Annotated in this window: 16 protein-coding genes; 6 read left to right on the forward strand and 10 right to left on the reverse strand. The window is 72.3% G+C overall.

Translation table 11 applies throughout. The features are described from left to right. Window positions 1-32: 32 nt before the first annotated feature. Genes mug through ACQPZZ_RS27980 form a run of 3 tightly spaced genes read right to left on the reverse strand, consistent with a single transcriptional unit; the run spans window position 33 to window position 1,497 of the window. A complete protein-coding gene (mug, locus tag ACQPZZ_RS27970) occupies window positions 33-572 on the reverse strand; it encodes a G/U mismatch-specific DNA glycosylase (RefSeq protein ID WP_432923915.1) in 540 nt (179 codons plus the stop codon). Between the two features lie 9 nt (window positions 573-581). Then, on the reverse strand, window positions 582-1,088 hold the full coding sequence (locus ACQPZZ_RS27975) for a cupin domain-containing protein (RefSeq protein ID WP_432923917.1): 507 nt from the start codon (window positions 1,086-1,088) through the stop codon (window positions 582-584). Window positions 1,089-1,125: 37 nt separating this feature from the next. After that, the gene (locus ACQPZZ_RS27980; RefSeq protein ID WP_432923919.1) at window positions 1,126-1,497 is read right to left on the reverse strand and encodes a DUF4267 domain-containing protein; all 372 of its coding nucleotides are present in this window, start codon (window positions 1,495-1,497) and stop codon (window positions 1,126-1,128) included. Between the two features lie 88 nt (window positions 1,498-1,585). On the opposite strand from ACQPZZ_RS27980, the gene ACQPZZ_RS27985 reads away from it, so the two are divergent. Next, window positions 1,586-2,158, forward strand: a complete 573-nt coding sequence (locus ACQPZZ_RS27985; RefSeq protein ID WP_432923921.1) for a TetR/AcrR family transcriptional regulator — start codon at window positions 1,586-1,588, stop codon at window positions 2,156-2,158. A 107-nt stretch (window positions 2,159-2,265) separates the two neighbouring features. On the opposite strand, the gene ACQPZZ_RS27990 is transcribed toward ACQPZZ_RS27985, so the two are convergent. After that, on the reverse strand, window positions 2,266-2,874 hold the full coding sequence (locus ACQPZZ_RS27990) for a TetR/AcrR family transcriptional regulator (RefSeq protein ID WP_363638556.1): 609 nt from the start codon (window positions 2,872-2,874) through the stop codon (window positions 2,266-2,268). A 199-nt stretch (window positions 2,875-3,073) separates the two neighbouring features. On the opposite strand from ACQPZZ_RS27990, the gene ACQPZZ_RS27995 reads away from it, so the two are divergent. After that, entirely contained in the window at window positions 3,074-4,576 is a 1,503-nt protein-coding gene (locus ACQPZZ_RS27995; RefSeq protein WP_432934573.1) for an MDR family MFS transporter, read from the forward strand. A 103-nt stretch (window positions 4,577-4,679) separates the two neighbouring features. Here the strand turns inward: ACQPZZ_RS27995 and ACQPZZ_RS28000 are convergent, their stop codons facing one another. Genes ACQPZZ_RS28000 through ACQPZZ_RS28010 form a run of 3 tightly spaced genes read right to left on the reverse strand, consistent with a single transcriptional unit; the run spans window position 4,680 to window position 9,709 of the window. Next, complete coding sequence (locus tag ACQPZZ_RS28000) at window positions 4,680-7,166, reverse strand: polynucleotide kinase-phosphatase (RefSeq protein WP_432923923.1); 2,487 nt, start codon at window positions 7,164-7,166, stop codon at window positions 4,680-4,682. After that, window positions 7,163-8,746 (reverse strand): 3' terminal RNA ribose 2'-O-methyltransferase Hen1, encoded by a 1,584-nt coding sequence (locus ACQPZZ_RS28005; RefSeq protein WP_432923925.1) that lies wholly within the window; start codon window positions 8,744-8,746, stop codon window positions 7,163-7,165. The genes ACQPZZ_RS28000 and ACQPZZ_RS28005 overlap by 4 nt, the downstream gene beginning before the upstream one ends. A gap of 45 nt (window positions 8,747-8,791) precedes the next feature. Beyond that, window positions 8,792-9,709 carry an LLM class F420-dependent oxidoreductase gene (locus ACQPZZ_RS28010; protein ID WP_363638546.1) on the reverse strand — a complete coding sequence of 306 codons (918 nt, stop codon included), beginning with the start codon at window positions 9,707-9,709 and terminating at the stop codon, window positions 8,792-8,794. 92 nt (window positions 9,710-9,801) lie between these two features. Between ACQPZZ_RS28010 and ACQPZZ_RS28015 the strand changes: the two genes are divergently transcribed. Both ACQPZZ_RS28015 and ACQPZZ_RS28020 read left to right on the forward strand, forming a co-directional pair. Next, complete coding sequence (locus ACQPZZ_RS28015; RefSeq protein ID WP_432923927.1) at window positions 9,802-11,022, forward strand: hypothetical protein; 1,221 nt, start codon at window positions 9,802-9,804, stop codon at window positions 11,020-11,022. An 83-nt stretch (window positions 11,023-11,105) separates the two neighbouring features. Continuing rightward, a complete protein-coding gene (locus tag ACQPZZ_RS28020) occupies window positions 11,106-11,483 on the forward strand; it encodes a TetR/AcrR family transcriptional regulator (protein WP_432923929.1) in 378 nt (125 codons plus the stop codon). A gap of 12 nt (window positions 11,484-11,495) precedes the next feature. On the opposite strand, the gene ACQPZZ_RS28025 is transcribed toward ACQPZZ_RS28020, so the two are convergent. Together ACQPZZ_RS28025 and ACQPZZ_RS28030 are read right to left on the reverse strand one after the other, a co-directional pair. After that, the gene (locus ACQPZZ_RS28025) at window positions 11,496-12,764 is read right to left on the reverse strand and encodes a class I SAM-dependent RNA methyltransferase (RefSeq protein ID WP_432923931.1); all 1,269 of its coding nucleotides are present in this window, start codon (window positions 12,762-12,764) and stop codon (window positions 11,496-11,498) included. Next, window positions 12,761-14,800: an APC family permease gene (locus ACQPZZ_RS28030; RefSeq protein ID WP_432923933.1), complete on the reverse strand. Its 2,040-nt coding sequence runs from the start codon at window positions 14,798-14,800 to the stop codon at window positions 12,761-12,763. Before ACQPZZ_RS28030 ends, ACQPZZ_RS28025 begins: the two co-directional genes overlap by 4 nt. A 106-nt stretch (window positions 14,801-14,906) precedes the next feature. Between ACQPZZ_RS28030 and ACQPZZ_RS28035 the strand changes: the two genes are divergently transcribed. Continuing rightward, on the forward strand, window positions 14,907-15,575 hold the full coding sequence (locus ACQPZZ_RS28035; protein ID WP_432923935.1) for a potassium channel family protein: 669 nt from the start codon (window positions 14,907-14,909) through the stop codon (window positions 15,573-15,575). Then, the gene (locus ACQPZZ_RS28040; protein ID WP_432923937.1) at window positions 15,575-16,243 is read left to right on the forward strand and encodes a potassium channel family protein; all 669 of its coding nucleotides are present in this window, start codon (window positions 15,575-15,577) and stop codon (window positions 16,241-16,243) included. The genes ACQPZZ_RS28035 and ACQPZZ_RS28040 overlap by 1 nt, the downstream gene beginning before the upstream one ends. A gap of 62 nt (window positions 16,244-16,305) precedes the next feature. On the opposite strand, the gene ACQPZZ_RS28045 is transcribed toward ACQPZZ_RS28040, so the two are convergent. Then, the gene (locus ACQPZZ_RS28045; protein ID WP_432923939.1) at window positions 16,306-16,998 is read right to left on the reverse strand and encodes a DUF3159 domain-containing protein; all 693 of its coding nucleotides are present in this window, start codon (window positions 16,996-16,998) and stop codon (window positions 16,306-16,308) included. Window positions 16,999-17,009: the final 11 nt, after the last annotated feature.

A 17,009-nucleotide genomic window follows, 5' to 3' on the forward strand; every position in this document is an offset into this window, starting at 1 on the left:
GCGGGCCGTCCCCGGACGTCGCGGTGATCCCGTCAGGCAGGCGGCGGGCGCAAACGGGCCATCTCGGCCGCGATGGCGTCCAGCCTCCAGTGGGCGTTCAGCCCACTGGGGTTGGGCAGCACCCACAGCGCCGTCCCGCCGACCGTCTCCTTCTGCGGGCCGATCCGGGTGGCGGGGCGCGCGAAGGCGACGCGGTAGGCCGACACCCCCGCTATCGCCAGGACGCGGGGACGGACCCGCCCGACCAGCCGCGCGAGCCGCACGCCGCCCTCGCGGAGCTCGTCCTGGGTCAGCTCGTCGGCCCGGGCGGTCGCCCGGGCCACGATGTTGGTGATGCCCAGCCCGTACGACGGAAGCAGATGCTGGTCGGACGGCGCGAGCCTGCGCGGCACGAGGCCGGACAGATGCAGCGCGGGCCAGAACCGGTTTCCCGGCCGCGCGAAGTGGTGACCGGTCGCGGCCGAGTAGAGACTGGGGTTGATCCCGCAGAACAGCACGTCGAGTGCGGGGCCGAGGACGTCCTCGATCGTCGCGTTCCTGGCCGCCTCGAGGTCGGCCTTGGTGGGGGCCATGCCGTGATGCTAGACGGCCCGCCCGCTCCTGGTCGCGGTCCAGACGGCGCTGGTGCGCAGGTGGTTGTCGTAGAGCTCCTGGACCTCGAGGAGGGACTGCGGGGGTTGCTTGCCGTAGGCGATGCGCTCCAGGTGCCGGAAGTATTCGAAGCGCTCCACGCCCGGCGTGATGACAATGAGGATGTCGGCGGCGTGGCCGGGGGCTGCGGCGAACGCGTGGGCGAGGCCCGGCGGGACGATGACGAGGTCGCCGCGTTCCGCGGTGACGACCTCATCCCCGGTCAGCAGCTGGGCGCGGCCGTCGAGCAGGTAGAACAGCTCGGCGGAACCGGTGTGGTGATGGGGGGCGGCGCCGTCCGCCCCGTCGTTGAGGGTGATGCGCTGGGCGGACAGGGCGCCGCCCGTGGCGCTGCTGTCGGCCAGCAGCCGCATGGTGATGGGGGCCCGCCCGATGACCTCGGCGTCGGCGGAGCGCACGATCACGGATTCGGCGAAGTCGGGGACGATCAGCGACATGTCGGGTCCTTCGGTGCACGTAGTCGGGGTACGGGGGTCAAACGGCGAAGAGCAGGGCGGCGTTGATGAGGACGGCCACGGCGGTCGCGAAGTGGATGCCGAACGCGACCGCCCGGGTGCCGCCGTCGCGCAGCACGATCAGGGTGTCGCCCAGGGGCACCAGGGCGACGATCAGCATGTACCAGGCCTCGGCACGGGCGCCGGCGAAGACAAGCAGGGCCAGGCCCAGCAGACCGTAGGTTCCGTCACGCAGGCCCTTGATCGTCAGATAGGCGGCGTCGCCGTCCTTCTTCGCCGGGACGCCGTAGCCGGCGGCCGCGGCGTGCGGCACGAGCAGGAAGCGGGCTCCGATGAACAGGATCATCAGGTTGAGGACGATGGCGAGGCCGTACGCGATGGGGGTGAGCATGTCTCTCTCCGAGATCTAGCAGCGCTAGGAACAAGAACGAAGCTAGCAGAGCATTGCCATTAACGCTAGCGCTGCTAGAGTTCGAAGCATGTCGATCCAGTCACGCAGGGAGCGCGAGCGCGCCGAGCGGGAAAAGCTGATAATCACGGCCGCCCGCGAACTGGCCGAGGCCGAGGGCTGGGAGGCGGTCACGACCCGGCGGCTGGCCGAGCGGGTCGAATACAGCCAGCCGGTGCTCTACAGCCACTTCAAGGGCAAGGACGCGATCATGGCGGCCGTCGCCGTGGAGGGCTGCGCCGACCTGGCCCGGGAGCTGCGCACGGCCAGGACCGCGGCGCCGGACGACCGCCGCGCCATCGCCGGCGTCGGCGCGGCCTACGTGGCCTTCGCCGACCGGCATCCGGCCCTCTACGACGTGATCTTCAGCCTGGCCGTCCCGCTGCCGTTCGCCACCCCCGAGGCCCCGCCCGCCCTGCAGGCGGCCTTCGGCGAGCTGGCCGAGGCCGTCCGCCCCCACGCGGGCGGCGACGACCTGGGCGCACTGACCGAGACCTTCTGGGCCGCCCTGCACGGCCTGGTGACCCTGATGCGCGGCGGCCGGCTCCCGCGCGAGCACCACGAGCTCAGGCTCGGGCTGCTCCTGGCCCGCTTCACGGGCTGAGCCCCGCCTCCAAGCCCCCGCCTCCAAGCCCCGCCTCCAAGCCCCGCCGCCGAGGCTGGGAGGCGCGAACCGGGTGCCCAGACGGGGTCGGCGGAAGGGCCGGAGACTCAGCCGAAGGGCCGTTCCATCTGGTCGAGGGCCTGCTCGATGATCTGCGAGAGCGGGCGTGCCTCCTGCTCCTCGATCCAGACGTGGGTGGCGATGCGCAACGCCACCAGGAAGGCCGCGGCCATGATCCGCGACTTCAGGTCGGCCGCGGGGTCTCCCGCTCCGTCGCGTTCTCCGTCGCGTTCGGAGATCGCCTGGACCAGCTCACGTTCCAGCCTGGCGTGGTTGGCGAGCTGCCGGGCGAGCAGGGAGGGATGGCGCTTGGTGAGCGAGGTGCGCACCGCCCACTCGCGGTCGAGCTCGCCCATGTCCTCCAGCGTGTCGCGCACGGCTCCGCGCAGCGCCTGCCGGCCCGACTCCCCCGCCGGCCGTTCGCGGACCGCCCGGACCAGCGACCGCACGCGCTCCTCCTCGCCGTACAGGAGGGCGTCCTCCTTGCTGGCGAAGTAGTTGGAGAAGGTCCGGCGCGAGATGTTGGCGGCCTCCACGATGTCGTCGACGGTGACGTGATCGAGACCGCGCTCCACGGCGAGCCGCAGCGTGGCCTTGTGGATGGCCTGCCGCGTCTCGGCCTTCTTACGCTCGCGCAACCCCGCCGTCGGTTCCATGGTGGACTCAGCTTAGCCGCTGAATTATTGCCCATTAAGCAAAGTTGCCCATCGGGCATGTATCGTTGAGAGGTAATCCCCTCCCAACTCGCATTGGAGGCTGCGCGTGAGCGCACCCACGCTGCCGGAGACGGGGGCCAAGAGCCACCGGCAGATACTCGAAGCGCTGAGCGGCCTGCTCCTCGTCCTGTTCCTCGCGATGATCAGCAGCACGATCGTGTCGGTGGCGCTGCCGCAGATCATCGGCGCGCTGAACGGCACCCAGTCGCAGTACACCTGGGTGGTCACCGCGGCTCTGCTCACCACGACGGCTTCGACGCCCATCTGGGGCAAGCTGGCCGACCTGTTCAGCAAGAAGCTGCTGCTCGAGATCGCCATCGGCATCTTCCTCGTCGCCTCGCTGGCCTGCGGCTTCGCCCAGAACACCCCGATGCTGATCGCCTTCCGCGCGGTGCAGGGCCTGGGCATGGGCGCCCTGCAGATCCTGGTGCAGGTGGTCATCGCCGCCATGATCAGCCCGAAGGAGCGGGGCAAGTACAACGGCTACCTCGGCGCGGTCATGGCCGTGGCCACGGTCGGCGGGCCGCTGCTGGGCGGCCTGATCACCGACACCTCCTGGCTGGGCTGGCGGTGGTGCTTCTTCCTGCCGATCCCGTTCACCGCACTCGCGTTGATCATCCTGCACCGCACGCTCGACATCGCCTCGGTCCGCCGGCCGGGCACCTCGGTCGACTACCCCGGCGCGCTCCTCATCGCCGCCGGCGTGAGCGTCCTGCTCGTCTGGATCACCTTCGTCCGCAACTCCTTCGACTGGATCTCCTGGCAGACCTTCACCATGGTCGGCGCCTCGGTCGTGCTGCTGGGCATCGCCGTCTGGGTGGAGTCCGTGGTCCGCGAGCCGGTCGTCCCGCTGCACGTCATCCGGCGGCGCGTTCCCGCCCTCGCCATCCTGGCCAGCCTGGCCGTGGGCATGGCCATGTTCGGCGGCGCGGTCTTCCTCGGCCAGTACTTCCAGATCGGCCGCGGCTACAGCCCCACCGAGGCCGGCCTGCTCACCATCCCGATGATGCTCGGCGTCCTGGTCTCGTCCACGGTCTCGGGGCGGATGGTGTCCCGCAGCGGGCGGGTCAAGCCGTACATCCTCGTCGGCTCGATCGTGCTCACGCTCGGGTTCCTCGTCCTGTCCACCATGGACCACGACACCTCGCTGGTCCTCGTCGGCGGCGGCATGCTCGTGGTCGGCGCCGGCGTCGGCATGTCCATGCAGAACCTCGTGCTGGCCGTGCAGAACACCGTCCCGCTGCGCGAGCTGGGCGCGGCCAGCGGCGCGATCACCTTCTTCCGCTCGCTGGGCGGCACGATCGGCGTCTCGGTCCTGGGCGCGGTGCTGGCCGGCCAGGTCACCGAGAACATCACCGCGGGCATGGTCAAGGCCGGCATCCGGGTGCCCGCGTCCCAGAGCGGCAGCGGCAGCCTCAACATGGGAGCGCTGCCCGAGCCGATCCGCACCATCGTGCGCGCCGCCTACGGCGACGCCACCGGCCACATCTTCCTCATCTCGGCCTGCATCGCGGTCGTCGGCATCCTCGCCGTGCTGTTCCTCCCGCAGGTGCGGCTGCGCGACAGCGTGGACCTGCCCGAGCCGGCTATTGGGCCGGCCGCCGCCGGAGCCGGCGCGCCCACGGCCGCCGAGTCCCGCTGAGCCGCGTCTTCAGGCACGACCCCGGGCCCCCGGGTACGGCCCCCGCCTCACCGGCGGGCGGCCGTACCGGGGGCCGTACGGTCGAAGGACACGGGCCGTCCCGTCACAGGCGGGGGTCGACCGGCTCGGACTCCAGCGCGAGGACGGCGAAGACCGCCTCGTGGATCCGCCACAGCGGCTCGCCCTCCGCCAGGCGCGCGAGCGCCTCCAGGCCGAGCGCGTGCTCCCGCAGCGCGAGCGAGCGCTTCCTTCCGGTGAACCTGCGCCGCAGCACGTCGAGCGACTCGGTGTAGTCGGGGCCGTAGATGATCCGCAGATACTCCCTGCCGCGCACCTTCACACCCGGTTGCACCCGGCCTTCGGACTGGGCGGCCGGTTTGACCACCATGCCCTCGCCCCCCGCCTCGGTCAGCGCCGTCCACCACGCGACCGCCGCCTCCCGCTCCTGCGGCGAGCCGAGGGAGACGAAGAGATGGCGAGTCGGCGTGACGAGCGGCGAGTCCAACAGAGCGAGCGTCTTCAGGTGCCACTCGTGCGGCTCCTCCACCGCCGTCGCCCTGCCCTCGCACGCGAGGATCTGGAACGGCGCGAGCCGTACGCCGTCGAGACCCGAGACCGGCCAGCAGTATCGGGCATAGGCGTCGCGGAAAAGGGCAGCGTTGCGGACACGGCGGCGGGTGCGGTCGAGCAGAGGGCCTACGTCCAGGCCACGTCCCGCCGCCATCTCCAGCGCCGCGACCGCCTCGGGAAGCGCCGCCCCGGCGGCCGCCCCCACCGAGGCGTACTGGTCGCGGATCAGCCCCTCGGCCTTGGCCGACCACGGCAGCAGCTCGCAGTCGAGCACCAGCCAGTCGGTCTCCAGCACCTCCCACAGCGGCGCGGCTGCCTCGCGCAGCCGGTCCACCAGCTCCGGCAGGCGCTCGTCGAAGAAGGGCCGCCCGGTGCGGGTGTAGACGCTGCCCGTCGTGCCGTCGTTCACCCCGAAACGGCGGGCCGCCGCCTCCGGCGTCCGCGCCAGCACGGCGATCGCCCGCGAGCCCATGTGCTTCTCCTCGCACACCACCCGGGTCACCCCCGCGCGGGCGAACTCGTCGAACGCCTCGGCCGGGTGCTCCAGGTAGCCGTCAAGCGCGGAGGTCTCCGGCGGCGCCATCGTCGGCGGGAGGTAGACCAGCCAGCGGGGGTCCACGGCGAACCGACTCATGATCTCCAGTGCGGCGCGGGAGTTCTCCTCCGCGATTTTGATCCGGCCGCCGAACCGGGTCTCCACGAAGCGGGTGCCGTCCACGTCGCCGATGTCCAGCACACCCGGGTCGCGCTCCACCCGGGTGGCGGCCAGCGGCCGCACCGGCTCGTACCAGACCTGCTCGGCCGGCACCGAGACGAGCTCACGCTCGGGGTAGCGCAGGGCGGTCAGCCGCCCGCCGAAGACCACGCCGGTGTCGAGGCAGATCGTGTTGTTGACCCATTCCGGCTCCGGCGTCGGGGTGTGGCCATAGACGACCATGGCACGCCCCCGGTAGTCGTTCGCCCAGGGGTAGCGCACCGGCAGGCCGTACTCGTCGGTCTCCCCGGTCGTGTCGCCGTACAGGGCGAACGCCCGCACCCGCCCGGAGGCCCGCCCGTGGTAGGCCTCCTTGAGCCCGGCGTGCGCGACCACCAGCCTGCCGCCGTCGAGGCGGTAGTGGCTGATGAGCCCGTCCATGAACGTCCTGGCGGCCGCGCGGAACTCCTCCGGCTCGGCGGCGAGCTGCTCCAGCGACCGCTCCAGGCCGTGCGCGACCCGCACCTTGCGGCCGTCGAGGGCCCGGACCAGCTTCTGCTCGTGGTTGCCTGCCACGCACAGCGCGGTCCCCGCCTCGACCATGCTCATGACCAGCCGCAGCACGCCCGGCGTGTCCGGGCCGCGGTCGACGAGGTCGCCGACGAAGACCGCCGTACGCCCCTCGGGGTGGACGGCGCCGTCCGGCCCGACCTCCCAGCCGAGCTTCACCAGCAGGGACTCCAGCTCGGCGCGGCAACCGTGCACGTCGCCGATGATGTCGAAAGGACCGGTGAGGTGGGTCTTGTCGGTCCACGCCTTCTCGTACGTGACGGCCACGTCGTCGATCTCGTCGCCGCGCAGGACGTGAACCCGGCGGAAGCCGTCCTTGGCGATCTTGGCGAGCGACCGGCGCAGCTCCTTGCGCTGCCGGGTGATCACGTGGGCGCCGAAGGCCCGGTCGGGGCGCTCCGCGTTCCGGGCGCGTGCCACCTCCTCGGGCACGTCCAGCACGATCGCGTCGGCGAGCACGTCGTGCGCCCTGGCCAGCTCGATGAGCTTCTTGCGGGCCTCCCACTGCACGTTGGTCGCGTCGACGACGGTGAGCAGGCCCCGCCGCAGGCGGATGCCCACGATGTGGTGGAGCAGGTCGAACGCCTCGGGTGTCGCCGTCTGGTCGTTCTCGTCGTCGGCCACCAGGCCCCGGCAGAAGTCGGACGAGACGACCTGCGTGGGCGCGAAATGCCGGGCCGCGAACGTCGACTTGCCGCTCCCGGAGATGCCCACGAGCACCACCAGCGACAGCTCCGGCACGCTGATCTCGGTCACGGCCGCTCCTCCTTCCTGCTGAAGACCGCCATCTGGGTGGGCGGGCCCGTCTCGGGGTCGTCCACGCCCACCGGCCGCAGATCGGCCGCGTAGCCGTACGTCTCGCAGACGCCCGCCACCCACCGGGCGAACTCCGCCCTGCTCCACTCGAACCGGTGGTCGGGGTGGCGGCGCGCTCCCGCGGCGAGCTCGTACCTGACGTTGTGCTCCACGTTGGGCGTGGTCACGATCACGTGTGCGGGCCGCGCCGCGCCGAAGACCACGCGTTCGAGCGCGGGCAGCCGCGGCGGGTCCACGTGCTCGACGACCTCCATCAGCACCGCGGCGTCGTACCCGGCCAGGCGGGCGTCGGTGTACGTCAGCGAGCCCTGGAACAGCTCCAGCCTGGCCCGCTTGGCGTCCGGCATCCGCTCGGCGCGCAGACGGCGCTTGGCCAGCGCGAGTGCGCGGGCCGACACGTCCATGCCGGTCACCTTGGCGAAGACCGGCCGGTCCAGCAACGCCCCCAGCAGCTGCCCCGACCCGCAGCCGAGGTCGAGCACGGTGCGGGCGCCGATCTCCTCCAGCACCGCCACGACGGCCTCCCGGCGCAGCGTGTTCAACGGCACCCGCGTCTCGCCCGCCCCGTCACCGGCCTCCGCGCCCACTGTCCCCGGCGGCTCGGGGACGCGCCCGTCGTCGGGACGCGGGGCGGCGTCCTCCCGCTCGGCGGGACCGGAGACACCGCGCGGGCGCGCGGACTCGGTCGCGCCGGGCTCGGCGGGCTCGGCGGGCTCGGCGAAGTCGGGGGCCTCGGCGCCCGGCTCCTCATCGACCGGCGGGTCCAGGCTCTCCTCCACGTCGTCGCCGAGCTCGGCGAGACGGGCGAAGGCGGTGCGGGTGAGCGCCCACCGCCTGCCGAGGTAGCGGCGGGTGATCAGCCCCTTGTCCGGATGACCGGCCAGCCATCCCTCCCCCGCGCGGACGAGCTTGTCGACCTCGTCGCCCGCCAGCCAGTAGTGCTTGGCGTCGTCCAGCACGGGGAGCAGGACGTACAGATGGTTGAGCGCGTCGGCGAGGCGCACGGTCCCCCGCAGCGCGAGCCGTACGTAGCGTGACTCCCCCCACTCCGGGAAGACGGGGTCGAGCGGCACGGCCGCGGCGTCGACCTCCCAGCCCAGCGGCCCGAACAGCCGGTGCGCGAGATCGGCGCCGCCCCGGCACGGCAGCGCGGGCAGGCCGATCTCCAGCGGGATCGGCCCGTCCGCGAGGTCCTGGCGGGAGGCGCAGCGCCCGGTCCGCGCCGTACGGAACACGTCCGCGAGCGCCGACGCCAGCAGTGAGGACGCGGCGTACGGCCGGTCGTTGACGTACTGCCCCAGGGAGAAGTCGGGCGAGGAGGAGCCCCGGGAACGGGCCAGCCGCACGGGGTCGACCTCGAGCAGCAGCGCCGCGGTGCACCGGTCCTCGTCCGCCTCCGGATAGAAGACCCGCGCGATGCCGAACGACTTCTCGAACTCCTGCACCCGGTCGGGATGCTTGTGCAGGAGGAAGCCGAGGTCCGTGGCGGGCCGCAGGGTCGTCGAGATCGTGAAGAGCACCCGGCACAGTGTGCCGGATGCCCCCTTCGACCGGCTATGGCATTATCAGACGTGCGGCAGCACCTCGGAAGCGATCAGCTCCAGGTGCTCTAGGTCGTGCAGGTCGAGGACCTGCAGGTAGAGCCGCTCGGCGCCCATCTCCGTGAATCGGCCGATCTTGTCAACGATCTCCTGCGGGGTGCCCGCCAGCCCGTTGACGCGCAGCTCGTCGACCTTGCGGCCGATGTTGGCGGCCCGCCGGGCGATCTCCGCCTCGTCCCGCCCGGCGCAGACGACCTGCGCCGCCGACAGCAGGACGGTCTCCCGGCCCGCGGCGTCGCACGCCCGCCTGACCCGGTCGAAGGCCGCGGCGGTGTCCTCGGGGAGATGGAACGGCACGTTGTACTCGTCGGCGAACCGCGCGACCAGCCGCGGCGTCCGCTTGGCGCCCCCGCCGCCGATGATGACGGGCGGCCGGGGCCGCTGCGCCGGCTTCGGCAGCGCCGGGGAGCCGGCCAGCCGATAGTGCGCGCCCTCGAACGAGAACGGCTTGTCCGCCGCCCACAGCCCGGTCACGATCTCGAGCTGCTCCTCCAGGCGCTCGAACCGCTCGCCAAGCGAGGGGAACGGGATCCCGTACGCCGTGTGCTCCTCCTCGAACCAGCCGGTGCCGAGACCCAGCTCCACACGACCGCCGCTCATCTGGTCGACCTGGGCGACGCTGATCGCCAGCGGGCCGGGCAAGCGGAACGTCGCGGCGCTCACCAGCGTGCCCAGCCGGATGGTCGAGGTCTCCCGGGCGAGACCGGCCAGGGTGATCCAGGCGTCGGTGGGGCCGGGGGCGGGATCCCCGTCACCCATCCGCAAATAGTGGTCAGACCGGAAGAACGCGTCGAATCCGAGCCGCTCGGCGGCCTGCGCCACCTTGAGCTGATCGTCGTAACTCGCGCCCTGCTGGGGTTCAGTGAAGATCCTCAATTTCATCCATCCATTATCCCCTCCCCCGGCTGCCCGGCTTGCTAGAGTGCGAGCCGCCTGTGCGCAACGTGGTCACATCGCAACTCAGGGTGGTGAGCGTGGACTCGGCACGTCATTCCCGCGAAGCGGGCCGCCTCCCGCGTTCCCTCGTCCTCCTGGCGTCGGCCGCGCTCGTCGCCGGTACCGGCGCGGCGTTGTGGGCGCTGCCCGCCGCCCCGCCCGAGGGCTGGCACGTCGCTCCCGGCGCCACGCCCGCCGGTCACCGGACCCCGGCCTCCGCGACGCCGGAGACGCTGGTCGCCGCGCGTCAGACGGTCGCCGCCCCGGCCCCGCCCGCCGCTCCCTCCGCCGACGCGCCCGCGGCCGGTTACCGGGGCTTCCTCGACGCCGCCGGCGAGCCGCGTCCCGAACTGACGGCCGCGGGCGTGCGCTCGTTCGCGATCGGTCACGTCGTCGCCGGGCCGGACGGCTGCACTCCCCACTGGGCGGGGGTGCGTCCCCACGGCGGCGACGCGGTCGCCGCGCGAATCGGACGGCTGCGGGCCGACGGCGGCGAGGTGTGGCCGGCGTTCGGCGGGCCCTACGGGCGGGAGCTGTCGGCCACCTGCGAGAACCCCGCCCGGCTGCTCGCGGCCTACCGGCGGGTCGTCGCCGTGATGGACCCTCCCGGCGTCGACATCGAGCCCACGGAGCCCGCGGCGGGCCACACCGGAGAGACCGGCCAAGCGGAAGAAACCGGCCAAGCGGGGGAAACCGGCCAGGTCGAAGGGACAGATCCGGCCGGAGAGACGGCCGCCCGCCGCCGCGCCGCCGTACTCGCCCGCCTGCAACGCGAGGCGTGGACCCGGGCGGGATCGACCGGCGGGGCCGGTGCACTGCGCGTGACGTTCACGCTTCCCGCCTCCCGGGACGGCCTGGGGCCCGCCGGCCGGGAGGCGTTGCGGATCACCCGGGAGGCGGGTGTGGAGATCGAGTCGGTCGGCCTGCTCGTGCCGATGGGGTCCGCCCCCTCCGCGCTGCACGACCTGGCCGTAGCGGCCCGGGCGGCGCGCCCGCAGATCGCGGTGGCGTTGGGTGTCTCGCCGGACGCGGTGTGGCGGCGCATGGGGCTGGCGCCCGTCCTCACGGGCTCCCGTGACCTGGGGCCGGGCGAGGCGGCACGGCTGGCGGCCTTCCGCGCCCGCAACGGCCTGGCCTGGCTGTCCGTGCGGGGTGCCCGTCCCTCCGAGCAGGTGCTGCGGATCCTCACGGGGGCGGCGTCACCGGTCGCACCGGCCACGCGGTCGCGACTCATGCCGGGCGGCCACCCCGTCCCCTGACCGGCGCCCGCCGCCTTCCCCGGCCCTCGGAGCAGGTGCCGAAGAGGTCGGACCGCGTCCGGCACTTTGGAAGACCTCGGCCGGTGACGGCGCCCTGCTCACTTCCAGCCGCGCCCGCCGTGCGGCTCGACCTGCCCGTGCATGAGATCGCCCGGCGTGCCGGCCTGGGTGTCGCGACCGTCTACCGGCACTTCCCGTCGCGTCAGGACCTCGTCGGCGCCGTGCTCTCCGAGCAGGTGGCCGTGTGCCGCGCGCAGATGCGTGCCGCCCTCGACGACCCCGGCCCCTGGCGGGCGCTGCGCGGCACCGTCCACAGGTTCGCCGAACACCAGGTGCGGCACCGCGGGCTGAACGAAGCGCTGCTCGGCTCCCTGCGCGCCGGTTCGCCCGAGAACGCGGCCGTGGCGGTCCGAAGGCTGGCGGACCTCCTGGTCGCGGGGATGTCCCGTCCCCACCCGTGAGGCGGGCCGGGCTCAGTCCCTGACGAGCAGCGCCACGCACTCCACGTGGTGGGTCATCGGGTACTGGTCGAAGGCCCGCAGGTCCTCCAGCCGGTAGCCGTGCTGGCCGAACCATGCGACGTCCCTGGCCAGGGTGGCCGGGTCGCACGAGACGTACACCACGCGCGAGGCCTCCAGACCGGCGACGCGCTCGACCACCGGACGGCCGAGGCCCGCACGGGGCGGGTCGGCCACCACCAGGTCGGCCCGTTCGATCCGCAGCCGGTCGAGCGCCTCCTCGACCCTGCCCCGCTCGATCCGCGCCTGCGGCAGGTCGCGCAGATTGAACCGGGCGTCCTGCGCGGCCTGCGGTTCGGATTCGATGCCCAGCACGGCGCCCTCCGGGCCGACGGCCTCGGCGAGCCCGGCGGCGAAAAGGCCCGCGCCGCAGTACAGGTCGAGCGCCCACTCCCCCGGCTCGGGGCGGCCGAAGTCGAGCACCGCGCCGAGCAGCGTGTCCGCCGCCCCCGGATGGACCTGCCAGAACCCGCTCGCGGTGACCCGGAAGTCCCGCTCGCCCACCCGCTCGGTCAGCGAGGCCCGGCCGTGCAGCGCACGCGTGCCCCGTCTGCCCTGGTCGAGCAGGATCGCGGCGTCCACGTCCGGGATGGCCGCGCGGCGGTTCGGGAGCGGTTCGACGATCACGGCGCGGTCGCCGCCGGAGGCCGCCACCACCTCGACCGCGGCGGCCCCCGGCCAGGCGAGGCGTTCCGCGCCGACCTCCTCCACGGCGGGGTGCGCGATGAGGCACTCGGTGACGTGCTCGATCTCGTGCGACCGGTGCCTGCGCAGCCCGGCCGTGCCGTCCCGGTCCACGGCGAAGCGCACACGGGTACGCCACCCGAGGCCGTCCTCCGCCCCCGGCACCTCCTCGACCACGACCTTGAGATCGAGGCCCGCCAGGCGGCGGAACTGTTCGGCGACCACATCGGCCTTGAACCGGCGCTGCGCCTCGAGCGAGGCGTGCTGCCAGTCGCAGCCGCCGCAGTGGCCGGGCCGGGCGAACGGGCAGGGCGGTGTGACGCGGTCGGGTGAGGGCTCGAGGATCTCGACCGCGTCGGCCCGCAGGAACCGCGTGGTCTCCTCGGTGACCTCGGCCACGACCCGCTCGCCGGGCAGGGTGTGCCGGACGAACACCACCCGGCCCTCGTGCCTGGCCACGCACCAGCCGCCGTTGGCGACGGCGTCCACCGTCAGTTCGAGCCGTTCGCCACCCATAGCGGCCTCTTTCGTTTCGGTCATGTCTTGACCTGTGTGTCCTTCGGGGGCTGGTAGGAGCGGCGGGAGGCGCCGGGAGCGGACGGCTCCCTGCGGCCCCTGAGCCGGTCGGAGGAGGCGAGCTGGAAGGGCACGCTCGTGACCATGACCCCCGGCTTGAACAGCAGCCGTCCCTTGAGCCGCAACGCGCTCTGGTTGTGCAGGAGGTGCTCCCACCACCGGCCGACCACGTACTCCGGGATGTAGACGGTCACGACGTCGCGCGGCGAGCGCCGCCGCAGCGACTTGACGTAATCGAGAATCGGGCCCGTGATCTCCCGGTAGGGCGAGTCGAGGATCTTCAGCGGCACCTCGATGCCACGCCGGTCCCACTCCTCCCTGAGCCTGTTCGCCTCGTCGGCGTCCACGCTGACGGTCACGGCCTCCAGGCTCGACGGGCGGGTCGCCCTGGCGTACGCGAGCGCACGGAGCGTGGGCTTGTGGATCTTCGAGACGAGCACGATCGCGTGGTTGCGCGCGGGCAGCAGCGACTCGTCGACCTCGTGCCCCTCGGGCGCGGCGAGCTCCTCGGCGACCCGGTCGTAGTGCCGCCTGATGCCCTTCATCATCAGGAAGAGCACCGGCATCGCGATGCAGACGATGTACGCGCCGTGCATGAACTTGGTCGCCAGGACGACGACGAGCACGAGCCCCGTCATCACCGCGCCGAAGCCGTTGATCAGCCGCGAGCGCATCATGTGGAAGCGCGCCCTCGCGTCGGTCTCGGTCCTCAGGTGACGGGTCCAGTGCCGGACCATGCCGATCTGGCTGAGGGTGAACGAGACGAACACCCCGACGATGTAGAGGTTGAGCAGCTTGCTCACGTCCGCGTCGAACGCCCAGATCAGCAGGCATGCCCCGGCCGCGAGAATGATGATGCCGTTGCTGAAGGCGAGGCGGTCGCCCCGGGTGTGCAGCTGGCGCGGCAGGTAGCGGTCCTGGGCGAGGATCGACCCGAGCACCGGGAAGCCGTTGAACGCGGTGTTGGCCGCCAGGAACAGGATGAGGGCGGTCACCGCGGCGATCACGACGAACAGGAACGAGCCGTGCCCGAAGACGGCCGAGGCCACCTGCGCGATGATCGGCTGCTGGTAGTAGCCGGGCCCGGCGGGGTGCCCGTCGATGATGACGTGCGTGGCCATGAACGCCGGGTCGGTCAGCTTCACGCCTGCCTTGAGGCCGAGGAAGATGATCCCGCTGAACATCGTGACCGCGATGAGGCCCATCATCAGCAGCGTCGTCGCGGCGTTCTTGCTCTTGGGCTTGCGGAAGGCCGGCACGCCGTTGCTGATCGCCTCGACACCGGTGAGCGCCGCACAGCCGGAGGAGAAGGCGCGCAGCACCAGGAACGCCATCGCGAATCCGGCGAGGTTGGCCTGCTCCCCGATGATCCGGTAGTCGGCGGTGGGCGCGCGCAGGTCGTTGCCGAGCACGACCAGCCGGAACAGGCCCCACACGACCATGCCGATGACCGCGATCATGAAGGCGTAGGTGGGAACGGCGAACGCGACACCCGATTCCCTGAGGCCGCGCAGATTCATGATCGTCAAGAGCGCGACGATGGCTATCGCCACCAGCGGGCGGTGTTCGGCGACGAAGGGGATCGTCGCGCCCACGTAGTCGGCGCCGTTGGCGACCGACACCGCCACGGTCAGCACGTAGTCGACGAGAAGGGCGCTCGCGACGGTCAGGCCCGCCGTCGGTCCCAGGTTCGTCGTGGCCACCTCGTAGTCGCCGCCGCCGCTGGGATAGGCGTGCACGTTCTGCCGGTAGGAGGCGACCACTGTGAGCATGACGAGGACGACGCCCGCCGCGACCCACGGGCTGACGCTGTAGAGGCCGACCCCGCCGATCGACAGGATGACCAGGATCTCCTGCGGCGCGTACGCCACCGAGGACAGCGCGTCACTGGCGAAGACCGGCAGTGCCACACGCTTGGGCAGCAGCTGATGGTGGAGCGCGGTGCTTCGCAGAGCCCGCCCCACGAGGAGCCGCTTGACAAGATCTGGCACCTTGGACACGTCTGTTGAGCCTAGCCCCCCGGCGCCGTGCCCGGGTCATGCGGTCTGCCATCAGGGCGACATACTGTCTGCAATAGGAGACCGCCACAACCCACGGCGGGGGAGCATGCATATTGTGATCATGGGATGCGGCCGGGTCGGCTCGACCCTTGCGCACATCCTTGAGGACAACGGCCACTCGGTCGCCGTGATCGACCGCGACCCGCAGGCTTTCCGGCGGCTGCGGGCCGGCTTCCGGGGCCGCAGGGTCACGGGGATCGGCTTCGACCGCGACGTCCTCGAAGAGGCCGGCATCGCCTCGGCCGCCGCCTTCGTCGCCGTGAGCAGCGGAGACAACTCCAACATCATCTCCGCGCGCGTCGCGCGCGAGATGTTCGGCGTGGACAACGTGGTCGCCCGCATCTACGACCCCCGCAGGGCCGAGGTCTACCAGCGGCTCGGCATCCCCACCGTGGCGACGGTCCGCTGGACCGCCGACCAGATCCTGCGCCGGGTGCTGCCCGAGGGCGCCGAACCCCTCTGGCGGGACCCGACCGGTACGGTCGTCCTCGCCGAGACGGCCTTCCACCAGGGCTGGATCGGCACCCGGGCCAGGGCGATCGAGGCGGTCACCGGCGCGCGCGTGGCGTTCGTCAACCGCATGGGCGAGGCGCTCGTGCCGAAGGACACGACCGTGATCCAGGAGGGCGACCTGCTCCACCTGGTGGCCGCCGAGAACGACATGGACCGCATCAACAAGGTGCTGTCCGCCCCGCCGTCCGACGAGGAGCACTGATGCGCGTCACCATCGCCGGCGCCGGAGCCGTCGGCCGCTCCATCGCGGCGGAGCTCCTGGAGAACGGCCACGAGGTCCTGCTCATCGACATCGACCCGAGCGCCATCAAGATCGACAGCGTGCCGCGGGCCGAGTGGCTGCTGGCCGACGCCTGCGAGATCTCCTCGCTGGACGAGGCCGGGCTGAACGGCTGCCAGGTCGTGATCGCCGCCTCCGGCGACGACAAGGTCAACCTCGTGGTCTCACTCCTCGCCAAGACGGAGTACGGCGTGCCGCGGGTGGTCGCCCGCGTCAACCACCCCAAGAACGAATGGCTGTTCAACGAGTCGTGGGGCGTGGACGTCGCCGTCTCCACCCCGCGCCTGCTGTCGGCCCTGGTCGAGGAGGCGGTCAGCGTCGGCGACCTGGTGCGCCTGATGACCTTCCGGCAGGGTCAGGCCAACCTGGTGGAGCTCACGCTGGCCGAGGACGCGCCGGTGGTGGGCCAGCGGGCGGGCTCGGTGCCGTGGCCGGTGGACGCCGCCCTCGTGGCGATCCTGCGCGAGGGCCGGGTGCTGGTCCCGTCGGCCGACGACCCGCTGGAGGCCGGCGACGAGCTGCTGTTCGTGGCCAACCAGGAGGTCGAGCACGAGCTCACCGTCCTGCTGTCGGCCCACGGGCGTCCCTGACCCGCACCGACTCGGGCCCCGGGACACGCACCCGGGGCCTTCGCGTCGGACCAGACGGACGGCTACGCAGGCGGCTGAACGGGCGGCTGGGCGGGCTGCTGGAGACCGGGCTCGATCGGGGTGCGGCCCCGGGCGAGCACCCACACCATCGCGGCCAGCGCCGCGACCTGCAGCGGCCAGCCCAGGGCGATCTTGGCCACGCCGAGGGCGGTCACCTGGTCCGCCCAGTAGAGCGGCAGCTGGACCACCACCCGCAGCAGGCAGGGCAGCATGAGCAGCCACGTCAGCCGCGAGCACAGCCGGACCAGCGCGGGGTCGTTGTGCCAGGCCGTCGGGTCGCCGGTCACCGAGCCGATCAGGAAACCCACGACCGGCCAGCGGACCACGATCGACAGCAGCATGCCGGCGGCGTAGCCCCCGTTGTAGAGGATTCCCGGCAGGAACACGTCCTTGGCGTCGCCGGTGCGGGTCGCGAAGAACGCACCGATGCCGATGCCGACGAGGCTGTTGAGCACGAACTGCGGCGTCGTGCGCTGCGCGAGCCGCACCAGCAGCAGCACCACCGCCGAGGCGATGCCGACGATCAGCGAGGCCTTCAGCTCGTTGGTGCCCACCCAGGTGCCGGTGAAGGCGATCGTGGGCACGGCCGCCTCGACGATCCCGCGCCTGCCGCCCAGCGCCTTGCTCATCTGGGCACGGACGGCCGCCTCAACCGTGGCGTGCGCCGCAGGGGCCGTCATGTCCGCTGTGCTCATACGGTCTCCTG

This window comes from Microbispora sp. CA-135349 (assembly GCF_050947365.1).
Taxonomy (GTDB): domain Bacteria; phylum Actinomycetota; class Actinomycetes; order Streptosporangiales; family Streptosporangiaceae; genus Microbispora.

Excerpts from the sequence above, each read along its gene's own strand:
- ACQPZZ_RS27975 (WP_432923917.1), bottom strand. The coding sequence starts at position 1,088 with ATGTCGCTGATCGTCCCCGACTTCGCCGAATCCGTGATCGTGCGCTCC.
- mug (WP_432923915.1), bottom strand. The coding sequence starts at position 572 with ATGGCCCCCACCAAGGCCGACCTCGAGGCGGCCAGGAACGCGACGATC.
- ACQPZZ_RS28040 (WP_432923937.1), top strand. The coding sequence starts at position 15,575 with ATGCGCGTCACCATCGCCGGCGCCGGAGCCGTCGGCCGCTCCATCGCG.
- ACQPZZ_RS28045 (WP_432923939.1), bottom strand. The coding sequence starts at position 16,998 with ATGAGCACAGCGGACATGACGGCCCCTGCGGCGCACGCCACGGTTGAG.
- ACQPZZ_RS27980 (WP_432923919.1), bottom strand. The coding sequence starts at position 1,497 with ATGCTCACCCCCATCGCGTACGGCCTCGCCATCGTCCTCAACCTGATG.
- ACQPZZ_RS28025 (WP_432923931.1), bottom strand. The coding sequence starts at position 12,764 with ATGACCGAAACGAAAGAGGCCGCTATGGGTGGCGAACGGCTCGAACTG.
- ACQPZZ_RS27995 (WP_432934573.1), top strand. The coding sequence starts at position 3,074 with ATGATCAGCAGCACGATCGTGTCGGTGGCGCTGCCGCAGATCATCGGC.
- ACQPZZ_RS27985 (WP_432923921.1), top strand. The coding sequence starts at position 1,586 with ATGTCGATCCAGTCACGCAGGGAGCGCGAGCGCGCCGAGCGGGAAAAG.
- ACQPZZ_RS28010 (WP_363638546.1), bottom strand. The coding sequence starts at position 9,709 with ATGAAATTGAGGATCTTCACTGAACCCCAGCAGGGCGCGAGTTACGAC.
- ACQPZZ_RS27990 (WP_363638556.1), bottom strand. The coding sequence starts at position 2,874 with ATGGAACCGACGGCGGGGTTGCGCGAGCGTAAGAAGGCCGAGACGCGG.
- ACQPZZ_RS28035 (WP_432923935.1), top strand. The coding sequence starts at position 14,907 with ATGCATATTGTGATCATGGGATGCGGCCGGGTCGGCTCGACCCTTGCG.